The organism is Streptomyces sp. NPDC102279 (genome assembly GCF_044766365.1).
Taxonomy (GTDB): Bacteria; Actinomycetota; Actinomycetes; order Streptomycetales; family Streptomycetaceae; genus Streptomyces.
This window is the reverse complement of the sequence record NZ_JBIWLU010000004.1, coordinates 208745-230909: the sequence shown is the minus strand read 5'-3', so window position 1 is coordinate 230909 and position 22165 is coordinate 208745. Positions and strand designations below refer to the sequence as shown.

Below are 22165 nucleotides of genomic sequence, written 5' to 3'. Positions count from 1 at the left end.
GACCCGCCCGGGAAGCACTTAAATACCGTCACATGGCTACCGAACCGCAGAGCTTCACGATCCTGCTGGTCCCCGAGCATCTGGCGGACGGGGGCGGTACGGCCCCCGAGGAGGCCGCGGTGCGTTCGGCGGTCGTCGAGGCGACGGGTGAGATGGGCGAGACGGGCTACCCCCGCTACGCGGGACAGGGCATCGTCGCCGAGATCGATCCCCGTACCCGCGTCGTCGAGGGCGTCCTGGTCGACGGTTCGGAGCTGGACTACGGAATGGCCGCCATGGTCGCGTCCTGAGCGACTCGGTGGCCCTACGGCACACCGCGGGCGAGACCGTCCGACGGACCCGCCCGCTACACCATTCCCGTACCGCTCGACGCATGGCCCGGCGCCCGTCGCCACCGGAGAACCGCCCCGGTGAACCGCACGCGACTCCGCCCCGGCGACCCGCCCCCGGCCGTACCGACCGGGGACATGGGCCCGCCGGCCGTCCCAGCACGTCAGCCGCCGGATACCGGCAGGACTACAGAGGCGACGCAAGGGCATCAGGCCTACGATCGGGGGTACTCCGACTGTGGAGGTTCAAGATGTTCGAGGCAGGTGACATCCGCGAATGGCGTGGCCACGACGTGGTGGATTCCGGTGGCCACAAGATCGGCATGCTGGAGTCGGTCTACGTGGACACGGCAACCGATGATCCGTCCTTCGCCACGGTGACGGTGGGCATGCCCACGCGGCGTCGTCTGGTGTTCGTACCGCTCGACGGCGCGACCGTCGGCCCCGGGTATCTGAAGGTCGTTCACGACAAGAACCTGGTGAAGAAGGCTCCCTCCATCGACACGGACGGCGTGCTGCCCGCCGAGGACGAGCCGGGAGTCTTCGCGCACTACGAGCTCGAATACACACCGGGTGCAAAGGGCGAGCGTCGCCTCGCCCGTCGTTGAACCGCCGCAGCAGCCTGGAGACCCGATGAGCCTGTTCCTTTTCCTGATCCTCGCAGCCGTCGTCCTGGGCATCATCGGCGTGGCCGTCCACGGCCTGTTCTATCTGCTGGTCATCGGGTGCGTCGTGCTGCTCGCCGCGCTCGCCTACGGCGCGATGCGCTTCCGGCGCGGCGGGCGCAAGCAGCGCATCGCCCGCTGACCGTTCACCTCGCGCTCCCGCGTGCACCCAGGCCGCGACCGACCCGGTCGGCGCGGCCCGAGCCGCGTTCACCCACCCAGGTACGGGCTGTACAGCGCGGACAGGAAGCGCGTGACGATCACCTCGCGGGTGACCGGCGGCAGGGCGTCCAGGAGTCGGTTGACCGGGGCCATACGGGCCGAGTCGTCGCCGGTGAGGTCGACGCCCGCGGCGGGCAGGAGCTCCGCGAAGGAGGCGTTGTCCAGCTCGGTCAGATCCACTTGCCCGAGCAGGCCGACGATGTCCGCGGGAGGTGTCGGCGGGCCGAGGGGACGGACGGCGTCGACGCACTCGCGCAGGACGGCGAGGAGCCCGTCGACGCCGTGCTCGCTGACTCCGGTGAGGGTCAGGTGCAGGTTGGCGGGAAGGGCGTCGAGACTGAGTTGGGGCTGAAGGAAGTAGCCCCGGGCACGGGTCTCGTCGGCGAGGGCGAACAGGTCGAGCGGGACCTCGGCAGCCGGGTCGGCGCCGATCGCGACGAGGGTGGCGTCCGGCGTGCCGAGGACGGCGAGGCCGTCGATGGCCTCGACTCCGGCGATCAGCCGGCGGGTCGCGGAGAGGGCGGCGCGGCCGAGTTCGCGGTAGCCGTCGGCGCCGAGCGACTGCAGCGTGGCCCAGGCTCCGGCGAGCGGTCCGGCCCCTTTGCTGCTCTGGATCGTGGAGTTGACGACGGTGTAGCCGGGCCAGGTGGCGCAGGCGTAGTAGGCGCCCAGGCGCATCGCCTCGTCCCGGAACAGCAGGACCGAGGCCCCCTTGGGCGCGTAGCCGAACTTGTGCAGGTCGCAGGAGAGCGAGGTGACGCCCGGGACGGACAGGTCGAAGGCGGGTATCGCGGCACCGGCGTCCGCGAGCCAGGGCAGCAGCCAGCCGCCGACACAGGCGTCGACGTGGCAGGGGATGCCGCGGGCGGCGGCGTCGGCGGCCATCTCGGTGACCGGGTCGATGACACCGTGGGCGTAGGACGGCGCGGAGGCGACGACGAGGACGGTGTTCTCGTTGCACAGAGCGGCAGTTGCGGCGGGGTCGGCCCGGTAGGTCGACCGGTCGACCGGCGCGCTGCGTACGGTCACCCGCAGATAGCTGCCGGCCTTGTGGAAGGCGGCGTGGGCGGTGACGGGGACGACGATCTCCGGAGCGAGGATGTCGGGGCGGGCGTCCCGTGCGGCCTTCACGGCCAGCATGATCGACTCGGTGCCGCCGCTCGTGAAGATCCCCGGAGTGGCGTCGTCGCCGCCGAGACGGCAGGCCGTCGCGCCGACCACCTGGCGTTCCAGGGCGACGATGCTCGGGAACGCCGTCGGGTCGAGGCCGTTGACCTCCATCATCGCCACGTAGGCCCGCTCGGCGGTGTCGCGGACCTCGGGGCGCCCGCTGTCGTAGACGTACGCGGTGGTGTGGCCGCCCCGGGTGGGCAGGTCGGCGGCGGTGAGGACGGCGAGTTCGGCGAGGAGGTCGGCCCCGGGGCGGCCCGTCTCGGGCAGGCCGGGGTGGCAGGACTGCTGGGCGGTGGGGGCCTGCTGAGGAGTCGTCATCAGGGGGTTTCCGTTTCTCGCGGGGCGCGACGGCGGCCGTAGGCGCGCAGGGCCGGCAGGGAGAGCAGCATGAGCAGGGCGGGGACCAGGCTGAAGCCGAGCAGGATGCCGGTCCGCGCGGTGGCGGTCTGGGCGACCGGGTGGTCCAGGGTCGAGGAGACGAAGCCGGTGGCGGCGAGGGCGATCGAGTAGGCGCCGGGCCCGGCGGCCAGGCCGACGGTCTCACCGGCCGTCCAGAGCCCGGTGAACGCGCCGGACTGCACCTGGCCCGTCCTGGCGCTGTCGGCGTGCACGGTGTCGGGCAGCAGGGACAGCGGCAGGACCTGGAGAGCCGCGTAGCAGATGCCGAGCAGTGCGCAGAGGGCGAGTGTCGTGGCGACCGCCGTGGTGTCGCTTCCGCTGCCGGCGGCCGGCAGGAGGGCCGCCGCGCCGAGGGCGTAGCCGCAGGTCGCGATCGTGAGGCAGCGCAGTCGGCCCCAGCGTCCGGCGGCCTTGGCCCACAAGGGTACGGCGACGGCGCTCGGCGCGACCAGGCAGACGAAGAGCACCGAGGTGAGGCCGTAGCCGCCGAGCCGGTAGGTGGCGACGTACGGTGCGGCCGCCAGCATGATCGCGACGGCGGCGGCCTGAAGGACGAACGAGGCCAGGAGTGCGAAGAAGGCGCGGTTTCCGCGTGCGGTGCGGAACGCCGCGACGAGGCCGAGGGGTTCGGGTCCGGGGCGTGAGCGCACCCAGCGGGTCCCGAGGGCGGGTATGAGCAGGACGGCCGCGACGACCGGGCCCACCGTCAGCGCCATCACGGCGTAGCCGGTCCGGCCGCCGCCGGCGGCGCCGACCAGGACGGGGGCGGCGCCGCCCGCCATCAGGATGCCCAGCGTCAGGAAGACGATCCGCCACACCATGATCCGGGTGCGGACCGCCGGGACGGCGGACATCTCGGTGGGCAGGGCGACGTAGGGCACCTGGAACAGGGCGAAGGCGCTGGCGGCCAGGACGAAGGTGACGGCCACCCAGATCGCCGCGCCGCCGCCGGTCATCGGCGACAGGAACATCGCCGCGAAGGCCGCGGGAAGGGCGAGTGCTCCGGCGACGAGCAGCCGGGTCCGCCTGCCTGTGCGGACGGCTTCCCGGTCGCTCGCGGCGCCGACGAGGGGGTTGAAAACGGCGTCCCATGCCTTGGGCAGCGCGACGACGAGGCCGGCGACTCCGGCCGGAACGCCGAGTGCGTCGGTCATGAAGTAGAGCAGCAGCAGCCCGGGGACGGTGGCGAACAGGCCGGTGCCGACCGAGCCGAGGCCGTAGACGAGGAGGCGGCGCCGGGTGAGTTCGCCGACGGCGGCGGCCGGGAGCACGGTGGTCGTCATCCGTGTTCCCGGCCGCTCGGTGCCGGGGCGCCGAGGCCCAGATCTCGCAGGACGCGACCGCGCAGGTGGGCGCGGAAGCGCGGGACCTCGGCGCGGACGGCGGAGCGGCAGAATCCGTGCGTGCTCCAGAGCACGGTCCACACGGTCATCTCGACGTCGGCCGGCACGGCGGCCCCGCCCGGCAGCGCGGCCAGGGCCTCGCCCACCGTGTCGCGGACCGAGTCGATGAGGGGGCGTGCGTAGGACGCCTCCAGATCGGCGAACTCGGCGGCGTCCGCCAGCCAGCGGCGCATCCACAGGGCGGGGATGTGCGGCTGGTCGAGGCAGAAGTCCAGGTACCGGTCGACGAGTCCGGTGACGGCCGCGGCCGGATCGGTGGGCGCGAGCGTCCGGAACGCCCGCAGCGCGTCCGCCAGCACCCGTTGTTCGGCGAGGTGGGCGCGCAGCATGACCTCGCGGTACAGGTCCGGCTTTCCGCCGACGTGGTAGGCGACGGTGGCCATGTTCAGTCCGGCCTCCGCGGCGATCCGCCGGGTGCTGGTGCCGTCGTATCCGTGGTCGGCGAAGAGTGCGGTGGCGGCGGCGATGATGCGTTCGCGACTGGCGTCGGAGGGTGCCGGCGCGGCGGCCGGTGAGGCGGGTGACGACTCGGGCATGGCGGGGAGACTACGCGGCCGAGACCTCTCAATCAATCGATTGATGGAGACCAGTTCGACGGTCGCTCCCGGCGCTTGGAGGCAGGACGGCCCCGGCGCTTGGAGGGAGGGCGGCCCCGGCCGAGCGGAGCGGCTTGGCGACCGCCCGCCCGCGGGGGCGGTCCGTCTCGAACTCAGCCGCCTGGTGCCTGAGCCGAGACCGGCCGCGCGTGGTGCGCGGGCCGGTCCGGGCTCGTCCGCGTCACGGGGTCTGCGTGGACAGCGGCTTCAGTGCGACCGAACCGTCGTAGACGTTCTTCGGCGTGATGACGCTCGTGACCGCCCGGGCGAGCAGGGTGGACGGTTCCTGGCCCTGGTAGGTGATGTCGGTGTTGATCAGGATGACCAGGGTGGCCTTCTGCGAGGGCAGGTAGACGGTCACGCTCTCGTAGCCGGGGAGGGAACCGTTGTGTCCGATCCAGCCGTTGGCGTTGAAGATGCCGAGGCCGTAGCTCAGGCCCGGGAAGCCGGTCGGCAGCGTCTTCAGTCGCTGTGCCTGGGTCTTCGGGCTGAGCAGCTCGCCGGTGGCGACGATCTTCGCCCAGCGCCGCAGGTCGTGCAGGTTCGAGATCATCGCCCCGGCGGTCCAGCCCCAACTGGGGTTCCAGTTCGTGGAGTCCGCCACCTCGCCGTTCAGCGTCTGGTTGGTGTAGCCGTGCGCGTGGGGCTTGGGGAACCAGGCGTTGCTCGGGAGCAGCGTGTGGTGCAGGTGGGACGGGTGGAGCACCTGCTTGTCGATGAAGTCGACGGCGCTGGTGCGGGCGACCTTCTCGATCACGAGCCCGAGCAGGATCAGGTTGCTGTTGGAGTACTGGAACTGTGTGCCTGGCGCGAAGGTGTTCTCGTGCTTGAAGCCGTACGCGAGCACCTGGCGCGGGGTGAACGAACGGCTCGGGTCGCTGAGCAGGGTGTGGATGAAGTCGGCGTCGGCGGTGTAGGGGAACAGGCCGCTGCGCATCTCGGCGAGTTGGCGCAGGGTGATGTGGCGGCCGTTCGGGACGCCCGGGACGTACCTGGAGATCGGATCGTCCAGCCCGATCCGGTGGTCGTCGACGAGCTTGAGCAGCGCGGTGACCGTGAAGGTCTTCGTCTCGCTGCCGATCCGCGAGAAGACGTCGGTGTCCATCGGCTTGCGCGTGGCGGTGTCGGCGACGCCGGTCGCGCGGACGTAGCAGCCCTTGCCGGGCATCCACACGCCGACGACGACGCCGGGGATGGCGGCCTCCTTGCGGACGTCCGCGATGGCCTTGTCCAGCCGGGCGTTCGTCTTCCGTCCGAGCCCGCCCTGCGGGCAGTCGGCGCTGTCCGGCCGGTCGACGGCCACGGCGTGGGGCGCCGCCGCGGCGGGCACCACCGCCATGGGGGCCAGCACCGACGCCGCGAGCGCTGCTGCGGCGACGAGACGGCGGGAGGGGGTACGTCGCATGTCGGGGCACCTCTTCCGTTCGGGGGTGAGAGTTGTGGGGGCAAGCGTCACCATCCGGCCCGCGGGTGGAGGCTCCGGCCGGTCCGGGTTCCGTGGAGTCCACTCGTTCGGAGCCAGCTGAGCGCCCGGTTGCGTTCGCCGCCGGCGGCCCACATCTCGGGACGGCCACAGCTTCCGCCCGTTCGGGCGGCGGGCCGATCGCGGGGCTCGGGGGGCGATACTGTTGCCGTGCGTCAAATGTCTTGGCGCCCGGCGGTCCGATCGCCGTCATCGCGCCTGTGGACACGGGCGTGGGGGGACAGGGGAACGCCGGATGCAGGATGTCGAATTCGCCGCCGGGCTGCGCCCCGACGGTCTGCCGGCGGCGCTGTCCGACGCGAGTCGGCTCGCCGCGGTGGAGGCGACCTGCCTGCTGGGCTCCGGTCCCGAGGACGCCTTCGAGGACCTCGCGCGGCTCGCCGCCACGGCTACCGGTTGCGGACGTGCCTTCATCACGCTCGTCGACGACCACCGCTCGTTCTGGAAGTCCTGCGTCGGCGTGCCGGCCCAACGCGTGGACGAGCGGCAGAGTTCGGTGCGGGACAGCTTCTGCTACTTCCTCGTCGGGCTGGCCGGGGAGCCGTTCGTCGTCGAGGACGCCGCGTCGGACCCGCGCACCCGCGATCACCCCGCGGTCGTCCCGATGAAGATCGGCGCCTGGGCGGGCTACCCCATCCTCGGGCCGGGCGGGCACGTGCTGGGCAGCCTGTGCGTGATCGACGACAGCCCGCACGTCTGGCAGCCCTCGGAGCTCAGCTCGCTGGCGACCATGGCCCGCGCGGTGAGCAACGAGATCAACATGCGCACCTCGCTGACGACCGTGCGGGACGCCCTCGCCACCGCTCAGGAAGCGCTGGAGCAGTCCAACACGCTCGCCCGCAGTCTTCAGGACAGCCTGCTGCCCCCGACTCTCCAGCAGGTGCCCGGGCTCGAAGCGGCCGCTTCCTACCTGCCCGCCGCCGGTGGCACGACCGTGATCGGCGACTTCTTCGACCTCTTCCACGCGAAGGGGCCCTGGTGGTGCACGGTGATGGGTGACGTGTGCGGCAAGGGCGTCGAGGCCGCGAAGGTCACCGCCCTCGCCCGCTACACCCTGCGCGCCGAGGCGAGCCAGCACCTGTCGCCGGCCACCGTCTTCGAGCATCTGAACTCGGCGCTCATCGAGCAGCGCAAGGGCGAACGGTTCCTGACCGCCGTGTACGCCACCTTCCGCCTCACGCCGGGGGGCCTCTCCGGCCGGCTCTGCACAGCGGGCCATCCCCCGGCCCTGATCCGCCGGGCGAACGGACGCGTGCAGGAGGTCGGCCGGCACGGCAGCCTGCTCGGTGTCCTGCCCCATGTCGCCCTGGCCGACGTACGGTTCCGTCTGGGTCCCGGCGACGCCCTGTTGCTCTACACCGACGGTGCCACCGACGCCCGCGCCCGCCGCACCGCCGCACCGCGCGAGCGCCCGATGTTCGGGGAGGACGCGCTGGCCGCGGCGCTGGCCGACTGTCACGACCTCGACGCGCAGGGCATCATCACCCGTCTCGGCTCGCTGCTCTCCGAGCACAGCGGCAACTGGGCGAGCGACGACACCGCCCTGCTCGTGCTGCGGGTGCCCGGGAGGGACTGACCGCCGCCTCGGGGGAGCCCTCCTGTCGACCCGTCGGCTCCCCTTGCCCGGCGGGGCCGCGGCGGCCACGCCTCGACATGCCTCGTCGCGGGGCGGGTCGGGAATGAAGCCGCCGTCGCCGGGTGTTGACCACCGCCGTCCGACTCTCCTGCCGCCGGAAAGAAGGCCAGGCCCATGACGTACTCGCCGACCACGATGCGCGCCGTTCGACTCACCGGCCCCGGACCCGTGGACAACCTGTGCCTCACCACCCTGCCGCTCCCGCCCGAGCGGGACGGCTGGGCGCGGATCAGGGTCGAGGCGTTCGGGCTCAACCGCTCGGAGCTGAAGCTTCGGCTGGGGCTGAGCGTGGGCGTCAGCTTTCCCCGCGTACCGGGTATCGAGGCCGTGGGCACCGTCGACTCCGCTCCGGACGGCTGCGGGCTGGTGCCCGGACAGAAGGTCGTCGCGATGATGGGCGACATGGGGCGCACCTACGACGGCGGCTACGCCGAGTACACGTCGGTTCCGCTGTCCCAGGTCATCCCTGTCGACACCGATCTGCCGTGGGAGGTGCTGGGCGCCCTGCCGGAGATGGTGCAGACCGCCTACGGTTCGCTGACCGTCGGACTGGACCTGCGGCCCGGCCAGTCCGTGCTGATCCGTGGCGGCACCTCCTCCGTCGGCCTGGCCGCCGCCGCGCTGGCCGGCTGGCGGGGCGCCATCGTGCTGTCCACGACCCGGCGCGCCGACCGCCTCGCCCTGCTGAAGGAGCACGGCGTCGACCACCCCCTCCTCGACACCGGCGAGGTCGCGCCGGCGGTGCGCGGGCTGTACCCCGACGGTGTCGACGCGGCCCTCGATCTCGTCGGCACACCGACTCTGCCCGACACGTTGCGCGCGGTGCGCGTGCACGGGACGGCCTGCTTCGGCGGCAGCCTCTCGAACCAGTGGACGGTGCGGGACTTCTCCCCCAACGAGTACCTGCCCAAGGGCGTACGTCTGTCGGGCTACTTCGGCGACGCCGCGGACCTGCCGCGGGAGGCGTTCCAGGAGATCCTCGACGCGGTCGCGGCCGGCCGGCTGGCCTTCCCGGTGGACCGCGTCTACGACGGACTGGAGCAGGTGGCCCAGGCCCACGACGACATGGAACACGACCGCGCGACCGGCAAGCTCGTCGTCCGCGTCCGGCACTGACCGTGGCGGAACGCCGGGTCAACCGGCAGCGGCGCCGAACCACTTGGGCAGGTGGTCCACCAGGTCCCGCTGGTCCTCCCCGGCCCACGCCACATGGCCGTCCGGCCGCAACAGCACGGCTGGCACGTCCAGTTCCTCACTGATGTCGACGACGTGGTCGACGCGGTCCGCCCAACCCTCCACGGAGAGACGGCCGGTCCGGTCGAGCAACAGGCCGCGCCCGTCGTGTGTCAGGGAGTACAGGCGCCCGCGCTTGAGTTCCAGGTCCTTCATCCGGCGGCCGAGCAGCGCGTGCCCTTCTCCGAAGTCGTACCGGACGTCGACCGCGGTGATCATCCCGGTCACGTACCGGTTGACCTCCTCGAAGTCCATCAGCTTGTCGAACAGCCCCCGCAGCGCCGTCGCTCCGGCACCGGTCCCGAGCAGGGTGATCTGCGCGCGGGTGTTGTCCAGCACGCGGGCTCCCACCGGGTGCCGTTCGTCGTGGTAGCTGTCGAGCAGCCCTTCGGGCGCCCAGCCGTCGACGGCGGCGGCCAGCTTCCAGCCGAGGTTGAACGCGTCCTGGACGCCGAGGTTGAGCCCCTGTCCACCGGTCGGCGGGTGGATGTGCGCGGCGTCGCCGGCCAGCATCACCCGGCCGACCCGGTAGCGCTCCGCCTGGCGCGTCGCGTCGCCGAACCGGGACAGCCAGAGCGGCGAGTGGACTCCGAAGTCGGTGCCCGCGACGGCTCGCAGCCGCTCCTTGAACTCCTCGAGGGTCGGCGCGGTCGCGCGGTCGGACACGCCCGCGGCGGGCACGACGACGCGGAACGTGCCGTCGCCGTTGGGGATGGTGCCGAACCGCAGCTGGGTCCTGCGGACTTCGGCGACGACGGCTGCGACCGTCGTCGGGTCCTCGGCCATCTCCATGTCACCCAGGAGCGTCTCGACCGTCGCGGGTTCACCGGGGAAGCCGACGCCGACAAGCTTGCGCACGACGCTCCGGCCGCCGTCGCACCCGACCAGGTAGCGCGAGCGCAGCCGCGTGCCGTCCGCGAGAACGACGGTCACGCGGTCCGCGTCCTGGCTCAGTCCGACCACTTCACTGCCGCGCCGGATCTCGGTACCGAGTTCGAGGGCACGTTCGTGGAGCAGCCGCTCGGTGACCGGTTGGAGGGTGGACAGACCATAGGGGTGGGCCGTGTCCAGCCGTTCCGGCCACGGCTTCGCGATGCCGCCGAAGAGCCCACCGGCCTGGAACTTCTCACTGACCGCGAGGAACCGGTCCAGCAGCCCGCGCTGGTCCATCACCTCGACGCTGCGGGCGTGCAGGCCGCGGCCGCGGGACTCCTTGGTCGGCGCGGTCAGCTTCTCGAGCACGACCACTCGTACGCCGTGCAGTCGCAGCTCCGCGGCCAGCATGAGGCCCGTCGGCCCGGCACCGACCACGATCACGTCCGTCATCAAGATTCGGCACACCTCTGATCTCGACAATGAGTCACCTGTCCCGCGAACTGCTCAAAACAGCACCTTCTGGCGTCGGTTGAGGATTGTGCCGCAGGTGGGGGGCCTTGCCGCAAGGCCCCCCGTGCGCTATACGTTGAGAGTGGAAAGGGGTGAGCACTCCCCCGCTCCCCCCGGGTGACCACTCCCCGCCTCCTCCCCTCGACGACCTCCGCCGGGCTCTCCGCTTCCCCTCTTCCGGCCCGCCCGGGCACCGGTCGACGGGCCGACCGCCCCCGTAAAGCCACAGGTTCAGACACCGAGAAAAGGTCGACCAAAAAGAAAAGCAACAAATATTGACGCAATCGACCAGCGCGCGTAACTTCCGACCCAGTCGTCAGGCAGCCGAACTCGACTGCCCCGAGGGCGAGTTGTAGCTCCATCCTCCACCTGGGAGCACATATGCGCAGAAAAAGATCTGCCCTCTCGCGTCTCTTCCCCTGGTCGGCGTCCCCGTCGACGTCTCGACTGCGCCGGGCCCTGATGTCCGTCGCCGCCGCCATCGGTCTTCTGGTCACCGTGATCGTCGGTCTCCCCGGCGTCGCCCAGGCCGCGGGATCCCAGCCCTGCGACATCTACGCCGGGGCGGGCACTCCCTGCGTCGCGGCGCACAGCACGACCCGGGCCCTGTTCTCCGCGTACAACGGCCCGCTGTACCAGGTCACCCGCGCCTCCGACGGTGCCACCGCCGACATCGGGCTGCTGACGGCGGGCGGCTACGCCAACGCCGGTCAGCAGGACACCTTCTGTGCCTCCACCACGTGCAGCATCTCGAAGGTGTACGACCAGACGTCCCGCCACAACGACCTGTTCCCCGGCCCCGCGGGCACCGCCGGTATGGGCGCAGACCGGGGCGCCGACGCGAGCGAGCTGTCCGTCACGGCCGGCGGCCACAAGGTGTACGGCATCTGGATCTCCCCCGGCGTCGGCTACCGCTCGCACGGCGCCGCGTCCGGCACCGCCGTGAACGGCCAGGCCGAAGGCGCCTACATGGTGGCGAGCGGCACACACGTGGGGTCCGCCTGCTGCTTCGACTACGGCAACGCGGAGGAGACTCCGGCCGACACCGGCAACGGCCACATGGACGCCGTGTCCATCGCGACCACCTGCTACTTCGCCCCGTGCAGCGGTTCAGGACCGTGGATCGAGGCCGACCTGGAGAACGGCATGTTCCAGGGCGACAACGGTTCCAACACCGCGAACAAGGGCAACAGCAGCGCGTACGTGACGGCCGTCCTCAAGAACAACGGGCAGACGACGTACGCCCTGAAGGGCGGCAACTCCCAGTCGGGCGGTCTGACCACGTGGTGGGACGGCGCGCTGCCCTCACGGAGCGGCTACCGGCCGATGCACCAGGAGGGCGGCATCATCCTGGGCACGGGTGGCGACAACAGCAACTGGAACATGGGCACGTTCTTCGAGGGCGTGATGGTCTCCGGCTATCCGACCGACGCCGCCGAGAACGCCGTACAGGCGAACATCGTCTCCGTCGGCTACGCCGGCCAGACCAACGTGCCGAACGGCCCGCAGGGAACCATCACCGGCCCGGGCAACCAGTGCGTCGACGTCGCCGCGGACGACACCGGTGTGAACGGCGCCGCCGTCACCCTGTGGAACTGCCAGTCGTACGCCGAGGACCAGCACTGGACGCACTTCGCCAACGGATCCCTCGTGACCATCGGCCGCTGCCTCGACATCGTCGGGAACGGCACCGCCAACGGCGCCCAGGTCGAACTCTGGGACTGTAACGGGGTGGGCGGCCAAAAGTGGGTGCAGCGCGCCGACGGCTCCCTGTTCAACCCCCAGTCCGGCCGCTGCCTGGACTCGCCCGACGGCTCGACGGCCAACGGCACCCGGCTGCGGATCTGGGACTGCAACGGCTCCGCCGCCCAGAAGTTCACCGTCAACGCGGGCGCGCCCGCCGTGGGTCCGGGCGGCACCTGCGCCGATGTGGCCGGCGACGACAACGGGTCCAACGGCACGGCCGTACAGCTGTGGGGCTGCCAGTCGTACGCGGTCGACCAGCACTGGTTCCACAGCTCGGACGGCCGGCTGCACACGCTGGGCCGCTGCCTCGACATAGTCGGGAACGGCACCGCCAACGGCACGCAGGTCGAGTTGTGGGACTGCAACGCGGCGGGCGGTCAGGTCTGGCAGCAACAGACGGACGGATCACTGCGCAACCCGCAGTCGGGCCGCTGCCTGGACTCACCCAACGGCACCACGGCGAACGGGACCCGCCTGCAGATCTGGGACTGCACCGGAGCCGCCGCCCAGAAGTTCGCACTCGGCTGACCACCGTCGGCGCACCACGGCCCGGCCGGATCTCCCCTGTCCGGCCGGGCCGCTCCGCGTCCCTCGCGAAACGGCCTCGGCCCGTCCGCCCGCCGCGCGCTGCCGCGCCTGTCCTCGCCGTACGTCCCTGGGAAGCGAGTGACACGGAGGGCCGGAGTGGTTCCGGCGGCCTGCGCCTCGTGCTACACACAGCGGGGTCACAGTCCTGTCCGCCAACAGGAAGGTCGCACCATGCCGGAAAACAGCCGTTCCACGACACGACGTCAGGTGATGGCCCGCACAGCGGCGTTGGGCGGCGCCCTCGCCTTCGCCGGGAACCTCACCGAACTGTTCGCGGGCACCGCCGCCGCGCAGCCCCTCGGCCACAAGAGCTACGGCCCGCTGATCCCCGACCCCGACGGACTCCTCGACCTCCCGGCGGGATTCCGCTACCGCGTTCTCTCCCGCGAGGGCGACCGACTCCGCTCCGGAGAGGGCCTGGTGCCCAGCAACCACGACGGCATGGCCGCCTTCGCCGCACGCTCCCGGGCCGGCCGGGACCGCGTCCATCTGGTCCGCAACCACGAGAACCGTGTCACGGCGAAGATCCCGGTCCCCACCGTCGAGGGCCTCACGTACGACCCGATGGGCAAAGGGGGTTGCACGGCCCTGGCGCTGGACGAACGGGGGCAGGTCCTCTCGGAACGTGTCGCCATCGCCGGCACGGCCGTCAACTGCGCGGGTGGGCCCACCCCCTGGGGCACCTGGCTGACCTGTGAGGAGACCGAGGACCAGGCCGGCACGAACGGCTACACCAAGGACCACGGATTCATCTTCGAGGTCGATCCGACCGACCCGCACCGCACGGGAGCCGTACCGCTCACCGCCATGGGCCGCTTCCAGCACGAGGCCATCGCGGTCGACCCGAGGCGCGGCGTCGTGTACGAGACCGAGGACGCCTTCCTGAAGCCGTTCGGCCTCTTCTACCGCTTTCTGCCCAACAGGCCCCAAGGCGGCACCGGTTCGCTGCGCGCGGGAGGCCGCCTGCAGGCGATGCGTGTCCCCGGCGTGGCGGACCTGTCCACGATCCAGGAGACCGGTGCCACCTTCCGCGACATCGAGTGGGTGGACGTACCGGATCCACTCGCCGTCCAAACGCCCGTCAGGCTCCAGGACTTCGGCCCGGGAGGCATCACGCACGCGCAGAAGCTGGAGGGCTGCTACTGGGGCGGAACCTGTGTGTACTTCGTTTCGTCCTTCGCCCACAGCGCGGACGGGTCGGCGGCCGACCACTACGGGCAGATCTGGCGCTACGATCCGGCGGCGCGGCGCCTCACTCTCGTGATCGTCTTCGGTCCCGGCACCGATGTACAGCTCCCCGGGGAGTCACCCGACAACATCTGCCTGGCGCCCAGCGGGGGCCTCATGGTCTGCGAGGACGGAAACGGCGCGCAGCACGTCTTCGGGGTGACCCGGCGCGGGGAGGTGTACGCCATGGCACGCGGCGCCCAGAACATCGGCACTCCCGAGTCGCCGGAGTGGGGGGAGTTCGCGGGCGTCACGTTCTCCCCGGACGGCCGGACGATGTTCGTGAACTGCTACACGCCCGGGACGACCTTCGCGGTGACGGGCCCCTGGCACGGCTGACCCGCGTTCCGCGGCCTCACCGGCTCCGCCCCACGGTCGTGCACGACCGTGGGGCGGAGCCCCGCGGCACACACGCGCGCATGGTCAGCCGACCAGTTCCGGGGCGAGCAGGCCCTGTCGTGCGAGCGCCACGTTGAGCACGGCGACGACCAGTACGGCCGCCGCCACGGCGAGCAGGGCGTGGCCCGTCCCCCAGGGCGTCATCAGGGCACCGAGTACGCCGCCCGCGAAGATGCCGACGACGGTGGCGAGGAGCCGGACACGGATCGTGTCCCGGTGCGGGGTCGCGGGAACGGCACCGGCGAGACCGTGGATGAGGCGGACAAGGGACATCTGGGCCAGCTGGGTCGGCATTCCGGGGACGGCGGCGCGCAGCGCGGTGTCGGCGCGCAGTCCCATGGCGAAGGCGACGATGGCGATGACCAGGTAGTCCGGATCGTCGGTGAGGGAGCCGGAACCGTGCCTCCAGAGAGCTGTCAGGCCGGCGAGAGCCAGGAGCACCCCTTCGATGGCGAGGGCGGCGGCGAACCAGTGCCTGCGCCGTGCGACGAGACCGGTGGTGACCAGGGCCCCGGCCGCCGCGCCCAGCACGAAGGCGGCCAGCGCGGAGGCCGTGCGGCCGACCGTCACCTGTCCCTCGCCCGCGACGGCGAAGGCGAGGAACAGCACGTTGCCCGTGGCCAGTGCGGTGAAGACGTGTCCCATGGTCAGAAAGCTGACCGCGTCGACCGCGCCCGCGAGGACGGTGAGGGTGGTCATCACGACGGTCTGCTGCCGTTCGCGACGATCGGCCGAGAGCGGTGGTCCGGATTCTTCACGCATGCGGTCAGTCTCGGCACATCGGACCCTCCGTCGGCCGGTGTCGGTTCCGACACGCGACGGGCGTGCCGCCAATGGTGGTCGCCCGTTCCGCTCCGAAGCCCGGTTGCCGCGGGCCCGACCTAGGGCCTGTCGTTTGGATCATGCGGCGAGACGTGGGGCAGGGCACGCACACCTGCGGCGTTGTCGTCGGTTGCCGACGCTCCGCGTCGTCGCCCTCCTCCGCCTTGCAGCTGCACGCACCCTGCCCCACTCGACCCGATCGACAAGGCACCGCACCGCGGCGCCACCTGATCCAAACGACAGGCCCTAGCCTCGAAACCGCCCGGTCCGACTCGGGCGGGCACCCCGCGACGTCCGCCGGAACCGCGTGCCCGGGGCATTGTCGGTGCCCCCTCCTAGTCTGATCTTCCCCTGGTCGACGGAGCAGGAGAACCGTGAGGAGAGACGGCGACATGGGTGGCGACTGCTGGACTCGGACAGGCCCATACCAACCGGACCTCGCGGCGGCGTTCCGCCGGGCCCAGGAGGAACAACTGGCGCAGGACGACCACGGCTTCCCCGGCCTGACGGTGGAGGAACTGTGGCGCGACCCGGAGTGGCACGAGTACATCTTCACGGGCGGTACGGGCACGGTGCTGGACCAGCCGAGCATGATCGACGCGGCCGACCGCTCCAACGACGGCCCGTAAATGCGCCCTTTGACCGACGAGGAGATACGGGCGTTCGCCCCGGACGGCCGCCCGACCGTCGAGGGCTGGGAGGCCGCTCTGGACGACGAAGGGCTGTTCCCGGACCGGGCGCAGGGACGATGCACGGTGCTGTACACGGACGGGGAGCCGACACACATCGGCTATTGGGGAGTGACGGCGGACTGACCTTCCGCGCGGCCGTGGACGGCACGCCGTGGGAAGGGTCCGCCCTCGTCCGTGTGTCAGACGGGCTGCGTCGCCTCTTCAAGTGCCTCTCGGGCCGCGGCCCTTGCGGCTTCGCGGTCCTGGGGCACCAGTCCGATGCGGGTACGGCGGTCCAGCAGGTCCGCCTCGTCCAGGGCGCCCTCGTGCCGGACGGCCCAGAGCAGCGCGGCGCGGGTGACGGGGTTGCCGGGTACCACCTGCTCGTTCAGGCGGGGGTCGTGGGCGCCCAGCGCGTGGACGGCGGGGGCCTCGGTGCCGTAGCGGCGGATGAGGTGGCCGGGGGCCGCCAGGGAGCCGAGGCGGTGCGGTGCCGCTGCGCCGACGAGAGGCAGTGAGGCGGTCGTCGAGGGGCCGGCGCGGAGGCCGCGGGCCTCGACGGCGGCGTCGACGGCGTCCTGCGCCATGCGCCGGTAGGTCGTGAGTTTCCCGCCGACCACGGTGACGACCCCGTCGTCCGAGGTGAGCACGGCGTGGCGGCGCGAGATGTCGGACGTGCGCGCGGTCTCGCCCGACCGCGTCGGAGCGGTGTCGAGGAGGGGGCGCAGTCCCGCGAAGGCGCCGACGACGTCGTCACGCCTGACCGGGGTGTCCAGGGCGGAGCCGAGGACGTCCAGCAGGAAGCCGATGTCCGACTCGGGGACCTGCGGTACATCCGGTATGTCTCCGTCGACGGGTTCGTCGGTCAGGCCGACGTACACCCGGCCGTCGTCCTGGGGCAGGACGAGGACGAAGCGGTTGGTCTCTCCGGGGATCGGGATGTGCAGACCGGCGGGGAGCGGCCCGAACAGGTCGGCGCGCAGGACGAGATGGGTTCCGCGCGAGGGGCGGATGCGGATGCCGTCGACCAGTTCGCCGGCCCAGACGCCGGACGCGTTGATCACGGCCCGGGCCCTGATCTCGCCCTGTTCTCCGGTGAGTTCGTCGCGCACGCGGGCCCCTGTCCCGCCGATCTCCAGGGCCCGCACCCGGGTGAGGACGCGTGCCCCGTGGGCAGCCGCACCGCGGGCGAGGGCGGTGACGAGACGGGCGTCGTCGGTGACCCGGCCGTCCCAGGACAGGAGTCCGCCGCGCAGGCCCGCGGGGCGGACGGACGGCGCCAGATGGCGGGCCTCGACGGCGGAGAGCCGGCGCGGTGCGGGCAGCGTGGCCCGGGCGGTGCGGGCGGCGAGCCGCAGGGTGTCGCCGGCCCGGAACCCGGCCCAGGCCAGGGATGCCTGACCACGTGACACCAGCGGGGTGAGGGGCAGGACGAAGGGCTGGGCGCGCACCAGGTGGGGCGCGGTGCGTTCCATCAGGACGCCGCGTTCGACCGCGCTCTCGTGGGCGACGTCGAACTGTGCGGAGGCCAGGTAGCGCAGGCCACCGTGGATGAGCTTGGAGCTCCAGCGCGAGGTGCCGAACGCGAGGTCGTGGGCGTCGACGGCGACGACGCTGAGACCGCGGGCCGCCGCGTCGAGGGCGACCCCGGCGCCGGTGGCTCCGAGTCCGACGACCAGGACGTCGACCACGTCGCCGTTGACCGTTTCCGACAGCTCACGGCGGCGGCGGGCGGCGGAGAGGGACGATCCGGGAGCGGGTACGGCCGGGCCGGACGGGCTGCTTGCGGGGCTCATGGCGTGAGGGTCCTCTCCAGAAGTGTGCGCAGTTCGTCGAGGAAGGCGGCGCTGGTCAGCTCGGGGTCGTCCTCGTCCGTCATGGTCCGCAGGGACAGGGTGAAGGACTGGACCACGAGCAGCACCGCGCGGGCCTGTCGCTCCACCGGGGCGCGCCGGACCGATCCGTCGGCGTGCCCTTCCTTCAGGGCGTCGGAGAGGAGGCCGAGCAGGGCTTCCTGACTGGCTCCGCGCCGGTCCAGTACGTAGGGCAGGAGGAGTTCGGGGTCGACGTCGATGATCTTCCGGAAGAGCGGGTGGGCACGGAAGGCCTCGATGCCGGCCACCAGTCCGTCGACGATGAGCGTGCGCGTCCGCCCGTCCGACCGCGGCTCGGGCATGGCGCCGGTCGCCACGTCGATCCACTCACGGGTCATCAGATCGCCGACCAGTGAGCGCACGTCGGGCCAGCGGCGGTAGAGCGTCATGCGTGAGACGCCCGCGCGGCGGGCTACGTCCGTCAGCGTCGTGCGCCGCACCCCGACGGCCAGCACGCAGTCGCGCACGGCGTCGAGGACAGGGTCGCTGTCCGACCGGTCCGAGTGGTTGTGACGAATAGGCGCCATGTGTAACAGTGTAACGCCTGGTGCGGCCGGGCGGGAGACGGCGCGTAGCGAACCGACCGATGACGACCGATGAGGACGACGTTCATGGACATGCTGTGGAGTGGCTGGGGCGACCCCGCCAAGGCGGCGCCGCTGCCCGACTCGGTGACCGGCCTGCTGCGGGACCTGCTGGGCGTCAAGCCGCGTGAGACCGGCACGCTCGCACTCGCGGAGATCTCCGTCGCCGAGCCCCCGCCGGCCCGCGCGCTGCGCGCCCTGGCGGACGCCGTCGGCGGCGAGGAACACGTGCGCACCGACGCGGAGAGCCGGATCCGGCACACCCGTGGAAAGTCCACGCCGGACCTGCTGAAGATCCGCGAGGGCGACACCGAGGACGCGCCCGGGGCCGTCGTCCTGCCGGGCAGCCACGACGAGGTCCTCGCCGTGCTGCGCGTGTGCGCCGAACACGGCCTGGCCGCCGTCCCGTTCGGCGGCGGCACCTCCGTCGTCGGCGGCCTCGCCCCCGAGCGGAGCGCCTTCGTCGCCGTCGACCTGCGCCGTATGAACGCTCTGGTCGACATCGACCCGGTCTCCCGGACAGCGACGCTCCAGCCCGGCCTGCGCGCTCCCGACGCGGAGGCGCTGCTGGCCGAACACGGCTTCACCCTCGGGCACTTCCCGCAGTCCTACGAGTGGGCCACCATCGGCGGATTCGCCGCGGCACGCTCCAGCGGTCAGGCGTCAGCCGGATACGGCCGCTTCGACGAGATGGTCCTCGGCCTGACCGTGGCCACCCCCGAAGGCACCCTGGAGGCGGGCCGCGCACCCCGCTCGGCGGCCGGACCCGACCTGCGCCAGCTGATCCTCGGCTCGGAAGGCGCCTTCGGCGTCATCACCGCCGTGACCGTGCGGGTGAAGCCGCTGCCGCAGACCGGGATCTACGAGGGATGGCGCTTCGCCTCCTTCGAGGAGGGCGCCACCGCCCTGCGCCGCCTCGCGCAGGACGGACCGCGCCCCACGGTGCTGCGGCTGTCCGACGAGACCGAGACCTTCGTCGGTCTCGCGCAGCCGGACGCCATCGGGTCGGCCGAGGCACCGGCGGACGCCGGGTGCACGGCGATCGCCGGGTACGAGGGGACCGAGGCCGACACGGCGTACCGCCGCGAGCAGGCGGCCGTGGTCCTGCGCGCGGCCGGGGGCACCTACCTCGGCGCCGGACCCGGCGAACGCTGGGCCCACGGCCGCTACTCGGCGCCCTACCTGCGGGACTCCCTGCTCGACGCCGGCGCCTTCGCCGAGACCTTGGAGACCGCGACCTTCTGGTCACGCGTCCCCGCGCTGTACGCGGCCGTCCGCACCGCGCTGACCGACACCCTGACGGCGGCCGGCACCCCGCCCCTGGTCATGTGCCACATCTCGCACGTCTACGAGAACGGCGCCTCCCTCTACTTCACCGTGGTCTCCGCCCAGGGCGACGACGCCGTGGCGCACTGGGCGCCGGCCAAGGAGGCCGCCAGCGAGGCGGTGCTGAACGCGGGCGGCACGATCAGCCACCACCACGGGGTCGGCACCGACCACCGCGACGCGTACGTCCGGGAGGCCGGGCCCCTGGGCATCGAGGCGCTGCGGGCCGTCAAGCGGCGGCTGGACCCGGACGGCGTCTGCAACCCCGGGATCCTGCTGCCGGCGGACTGACAACGAGCGCTCCGTCCCTCCCCGACTCCCCTGCTCCGTCCCACCCATCACCGCCCGGAGGCACACCGATGCGACAGTTCACCGCCGTCGTCAATCCCACTGCGGGCGGCTCCACGGGGGCGGCGGCACTGCTCCAGCTGGCCCGCCTCCTCCGGGAGGCCGGCGCCGGGCTCGACACCGAGTACAGCCGCAGCCTGTCCCACGCCCAGGATCTCGCGCGCGCCGCCGGTGAGCGGGGCCGGATCGTGCTCGCCGTCGGCGGCGACGGGATCGCCGGGGGCATAGGAGGCGCGCTCAGCGGGACGGACACCGTCCTCGGACTGGTGCCTGCGGGGCGCGGCAACGATTTCGCGCGGGCGCTCCAACTGCCCACCGGCGCGGCCGAGCTGGCCCGTGTGCTGCTCGACAACGAGCCGCGACGCGTGGACACCATCGAGGTGGAGTCTGCGGTGCATGCCCGCACGGTGGTCCTGGGCAGCGTGTACGCGGGCGTCGACGCGCTCGCCAACCGGCACGCCAATCAGGCCCGGTTGCTGCGCGGCGCGGCCTCGTACTACGCCGGCGGCCTGCGCGCGGTGACGGCGTGGCGCCCCGCGTCGTACCGGGTCACCGTCGACGGGGTGGAGCACCCGCACCGTGGCTACACCGTCGTCGCGGCGAACTCCGCGTACTACGGCTCTGGTCGCGTCATCGCCCCGGCCGCGCGGGTCGACGACGGCCTGCTGGACGTCGTCATGATCCGGGAGGCGCCGCGGCGCCTGTTCTTCACCTTGATGAACGAGCTGAAGACCGGCGCCCACGTCGACCGGCCCGAAGTGGTGATCCTGCGGGGCCGGGAGATCCGTATCGAGGCCGACCGGCCGGTGCCCTACGGCGCCGACGGGGAGGTCGAAGCCGTCCTCCCCGTCACCGCCCGGGTACTGCCCGGCGATCTGGCCATGCTGTTCTGACCGGCTCAGCGGCACGGAGCCGGTCAGGCTGGCGTCATCCGGCGGTGACGGCTCCGGTCGCGCTGCCCGCCAGCCACTGGTCCCAGCTGAGGTTGAAGGAGGCGTAGCCGTTGTCCGCCGGGGCCTTCGCCCGCGGGGAGCCCGTGACGGTGATCGGGTCGCCCTGCTTGACCTGGCCGTAGAACCACTTGGCGTCCGAGATCGAGAGGTGGACGCAGCCGTGCGAGCCGCGGGCGCTGCCGCTGCCCGGGTTCGGGTCGCCGGTGGAGTAGTGGACGTACGTGCCGGACTGGGTGAGGTGGACGTCCCAGGGGAGGGTCAGGTCGTAGTAGTCGGGACTGCCCTTCGTGCAGCTGATGCCGACACTGCACGAGGTCATGTGGACCTTCTCCTGCTTGTCGATCACCGCCATCGTGCCGTTCCACGTGGGGTACTGGGGGCTTCCCGCGTTGATCGACAGGGTCCGCACGGCCTGCCCGTTCTTGGTGACCTTCATGGTGTGACCGGTGGCGGAGACGTCCGCGCGGACGTCGTCGCCGACCGTGAAGTCGTGCACGTAGGACCGGGTGCCGTAGCGGCCGTTCCCGTTGGGCACGTTCTTCAGTTCGGCATCGATCTTGATCTTCGTCCCGGAGGCCCAGTACGTCTTGGGCCGCCAGTCGGCGCGCCGGTCCCCGAACCAGTGCCAGGCGCCCTCCGTCGGCTGGGACGCGGTCACCTTCATGTGCTTCTCGATGCCGGCCCGGGCCTTCTGGGCCACCGGGTTCGTGAAGATCACCGAGATCGGCATGGCGACGCCGACGGTGGTGCCGGACTGCGGCGTGATCGTGTCCAGCAGCATCGGTGGGCCCGCGGGCTTCGACGGCGACGGCTTCGCGCTCACCGATGGTTTCCCGGTCGCACCCTTGCCGTCGTCGGAACTCGCCTTCGGGGACCCACCGCCACAGGCGCTGGTGCCCGCAAGCACCGCCACCGTGACGAGTGCCATCGTTATTCCGCTGCGTCGCTTCACTTCTACCCCGGCTCGTGGTCGTGCTTGCCTCACTGCTCTCTTGGACCCTGTTCGCCTGCCCACGGTTGCAGTCCGCATGTAAAGCGTGATTCAAAACCGGCCACGCGCGGTCGGGCCGGACACCTCCGGCCGCATCGACAGGGAGTGGTA

Annotated in this window: 20 protein-coding genes; 11 read left to right on the top strand and 9 right to left on the bottom strand. The window is 72.0% G+C overall.

From position 1 onward, the window contains the following. Positions 1 to 32 precede the first annotated feature (32 nt). From ACIRQH_RS10880 to ACIRQH_RS10870, 3 genes are all read left to right on the top strand, one after another. A complete protein-coding gene (locus tag ACIRQH_RS10880) occupies positions 33 to 290 on the top strand; it encodes a hypothetical protein (protein WP_404225259.1) in 258 nt (85 codons plus the stop codon). 290 nt (positions 291 to 580) lie between these two features. Further along, positions 581 to 937 carry a PRC-barrel domain-containing protein gene (locus tag ACIRQH_RS10875; protein ID WP_081224515.1) on the top strand — a complete coding sequence of 119 codons (357 nt, stop codon included), beginning with the start codon at positions 581 to 583 and terminating at the stop codon, positions 935 to 937. 25 nt (positions 938 to 962) lie between these two features. Then, positions 963 to 1136: a hypothetical protein gene (locus tag ACIRQH_RS10870; RefSeq protein ID WP_358820084.1), complete on the top strand. Its 174-nt coding sequence runs from the start codon at positions 963 to 965 to the stop codon at positions 1134 to 1136. A gap of 68 nt (positions 1137 to 1204) precedes the next feature. Here the strand turns inward: ACIRQH_RS10870 and ACIRQH_RS10865 are convergent, their stop codons facing one another. The 4 genes from ACIRQH_RS10865 to ACIRQH_RS10850 all read right to left on the bottom strand — a co-directional run bounded on the left by ACIRQH_RS10865 (position 1205) and on the right by ACIRQH_RS10850 (position 6192). Further along, positions 1205 to 2707: a pyridoxal phosphate-dependent decarboxylase family protein gene (locus ACIRQH_RS10865; RefSeq protein WP_404225257.1), complete on the bottom strand. Its 1503-nt coding sequence runs from the start codon at positions 2705 to 2707 to the stop codon at positions 1205 to 1207. Continuing rightward, a complete protein-coding gene (locus tag ACIRQH_RS10860) occupies positions 2707 to 4071 on the bottom strand; it encodes an MFS transporter (RefSeq protein ID WP_388933279.1) in 1365 nt (454 codons plus the stop codon). The genes ACIRQH_RS10865 and ACIRQH_RS10860 overlap by 1 nt, the downstream gene beginning before the upstream one ends. Next, a complete protein-coding gene (locus ACIRQH_RS10855; protein WP_404225255.1) occupies positions 4068 to 4727 on the bottom strand; it encodes a TetR/AcrR family transcriptional regulator in 660 nt (219 codons plus the stop codon). Before ACIRQH_RS10855 ends, ACIRQH_RS10860 begins: the two co-directional genes overlap by 4 nt. A 241-nt stretch (positions 4728 to 4968) precedes the next feature. Then, entirely contained in the window at positions 4969 to 6192 is a 1224-nt protein-coding gene (locus ACIRQH_RS10850) for a serine hydrolase domain-containing protein (RefSeq protein ID WP_388933274.1), read from the bottom strand. A gap of 313 nt (positions 6193 to 6505) precedes the next feature. Here ACIRQH_RS10850 and ACIRQH_RS10845 point away from each other — a divergent pair, with 313 nt between their 5' ends. Together ACIRQH_RS10845 and ACIRQH_RS10840 are read left to right on the top strand one after the other, a co-directional pair. After that, positions 6506 to 7846: a PP2C family protein-serine/threonine phosphatase gene (locus ACIRQH_RS10845; RefSeq protein WP_388871709.1), complete on the top strand. Its 1341-nt coding sequence runs from the start codon at positions 6506 to 6508 to the stop codon at positions 7844 to 7846. Between the two features lie 174 nt (positions 7847 to 8020). After that, on the top strand, positions 8021 to 9022 hold the full coding sequence (locus tag ACIRQH_RS10840; protein WP_388871713.1) for a zinc-binding dehydrogenase: 1002 nt from the start codon (positions 8021 to 8023) through the stop codon (positions 9020 to 9022). An 18-nt stretch (positions 9023 to 9040) separates the two neighbouring features. Here the strand turns inward: ACIRQH_RS10840 and rox are convergent, their stop codons facing one another. Next, complete coding sequence (rox, locus tag ACIRQH_RS10835) at positions 9041 to 10465, bottom strand: rifampin monooxygenase (RefSeq protein WP_404225252.1); 1425 nt, start codon at positions 10463 to 10465, stop codon at positions 9041 to 9043. A 441-nt stretch (positions 10466 to 10906) separates the two neighbouring features. Between rox and ACIRQH_RS10830 the strand changes: the two genes are divergently transcribed. Further along, on the top strand, positions 10907 to 12799 hold the full coding sequence (locus tag ACIRQH_RS10830; RefSeq protein WP_388933270.1) for an arabinofuranosidase catalytic domain-containing protein: 1893 nt from the start codon (positions 10907 to 10909) through the stop codon (positions 12797 to 12799). A gap of 231 nt (positions 12800 to 13030) precedes the next feature. Beyond that, positions 13031 to 14425 (top strand): PhoX family protein, encoded by a 1395-nt coding sequence (locus ACIRQH_RS10825; RefSeq protein ID WP_388871722.1) that lies wholly within the window; start codon positions 13031 to 13033, stop codon positions 14423 to 14425. A gap of 84 nt (positions 14426 to 14509) precedes the next feature. On the opposite strand, the gene ACIRQH_RS10820 is transcribed toward ACIRQH_RS10825, so the two are convergent. Further along, on the bottom strand, positions 14510 to 15247 hold the full coding sequence (locus ACIRQH_RS10820; RefSeq protein ID WP_388871725.1) for a YoaK family protein: 738 nt from the start codon (positions 15245 to 15247) through the stop codon (positions 14510 to 14512). 452 nt (positions 15248 to 15699) lie between these two features. Between ACIRQH_RS10820 and ACIRQH_RS10815 the strand changes: the two genes are divergently transcribed. Together ACIRQH_RS10815 and ACIRQH_RS10810 are read left to right on the top strand one after the other, a co-directional pair. Beyond that, entirely contained in the window at positions 15700 to 15936 is a 237-nt protein-coding gene (locus ACIRQH_RS10815; protein WP_388933268.1) for a hypothetical protein, read from the top strand. Then, the gene (locus ACIRQH_RS10810; RefSeq protein WP_388933265.1) at positions 15937 to 16122 is read left to right on the top strand and encodes a hypothetical protein; all 186 of its coding nucleotides are present in this window, start codon (positions 15937 to 15939) and stop codon (positions 16120 to 16122) included. It abuts the gene before it with no gap. 56 nt (positions 16123 to 16178) lie between these two features. On the opposite strand, the gene ACIRQH_RS10805 is transcribed toward ACIRQH_RS10810, so the two are convergent. Both ACIRQH_RS10805 and ACIRQH_RS10800 read right to left on the bottom strand, forming a co-directional pair. Continuing rightward, a complete protein-coding gene (locus tag ACIRQH_RS10805) occupies positions 16179 to 17774 on the bottom strand; it encodes a glycerol-3-phosphate dehydrogenase/oxidase (protein ID WP_404225249.1) in 1596 nt (531 codons plus the stop codon). After that, positions 17771 to 18379, bottom strand: coding sequence for a TetR/AcrR family transcriptional regulator (locus ACIRQH_RS10800; protein ID WP_355875424.1), 609 nt, complete (start codon positions 18377 to 18379; stop codon positions 17771 to 17773). The genes ACIRQH_RS10805 and ACIRQH_RS10800 overlap by 4 nt, the downstream gene beginning before the upstream one ends. Positions 18380 to 18463: 84 nt before the next feature. On the opposite strand from ACIRQH_RS10800, the gene ACIRQH_RS10795 reads away from it, so the two are divergent. Both ACIRQH_RS10795 and ACIRQH_RS10790 read left to right on the top strand, forming a co-directional pair. Then, complete coding sequence (locus ACIRQH_RS10795) at positions 18464 to 20053, top strand: FAD-binding oxidoreductase (protein ID WP_404225247.1); 1590 nt, start codon at positions 18464 to 18466, stop codon at positions 20051 to 20053. 68 nt (positions 20054 to 20121) lie between these two features. Next, positions 20122 to 21003 carry a diacylglycerol kinase family protein gene (locus tag ACIRQH_RS10790; RefSeq protein ID WP_388871739.1) on the top strand — a complete coding sequence of 294 codons (882 nt, stop codon included), beginning with the start codon at positions 20122 to 20124 and terminating at the stop codon, positions 21001 to 21003. A gap of 34 nt (positions 21004 to 21037) precedes the next feature. On the opposite strand, the gene ACIRQH_RS10785 is transcribed toward ACIRQH_RS10790, so the two are convergent. Further along, on the bottom strand, positions 21038 to 21991 hold the full coding sequence (locus tag ACIRQH_RS10785) for an Ig-like domain-containing protein (RefSeq protein WP_388871742.1): 954 nt from the start codon (positions 21989 to 21991) through the stop codon (positions 21038 to 21040). Between the last annotated feature and the right edge of the window lie 174 nt (positions 21992 to 22165).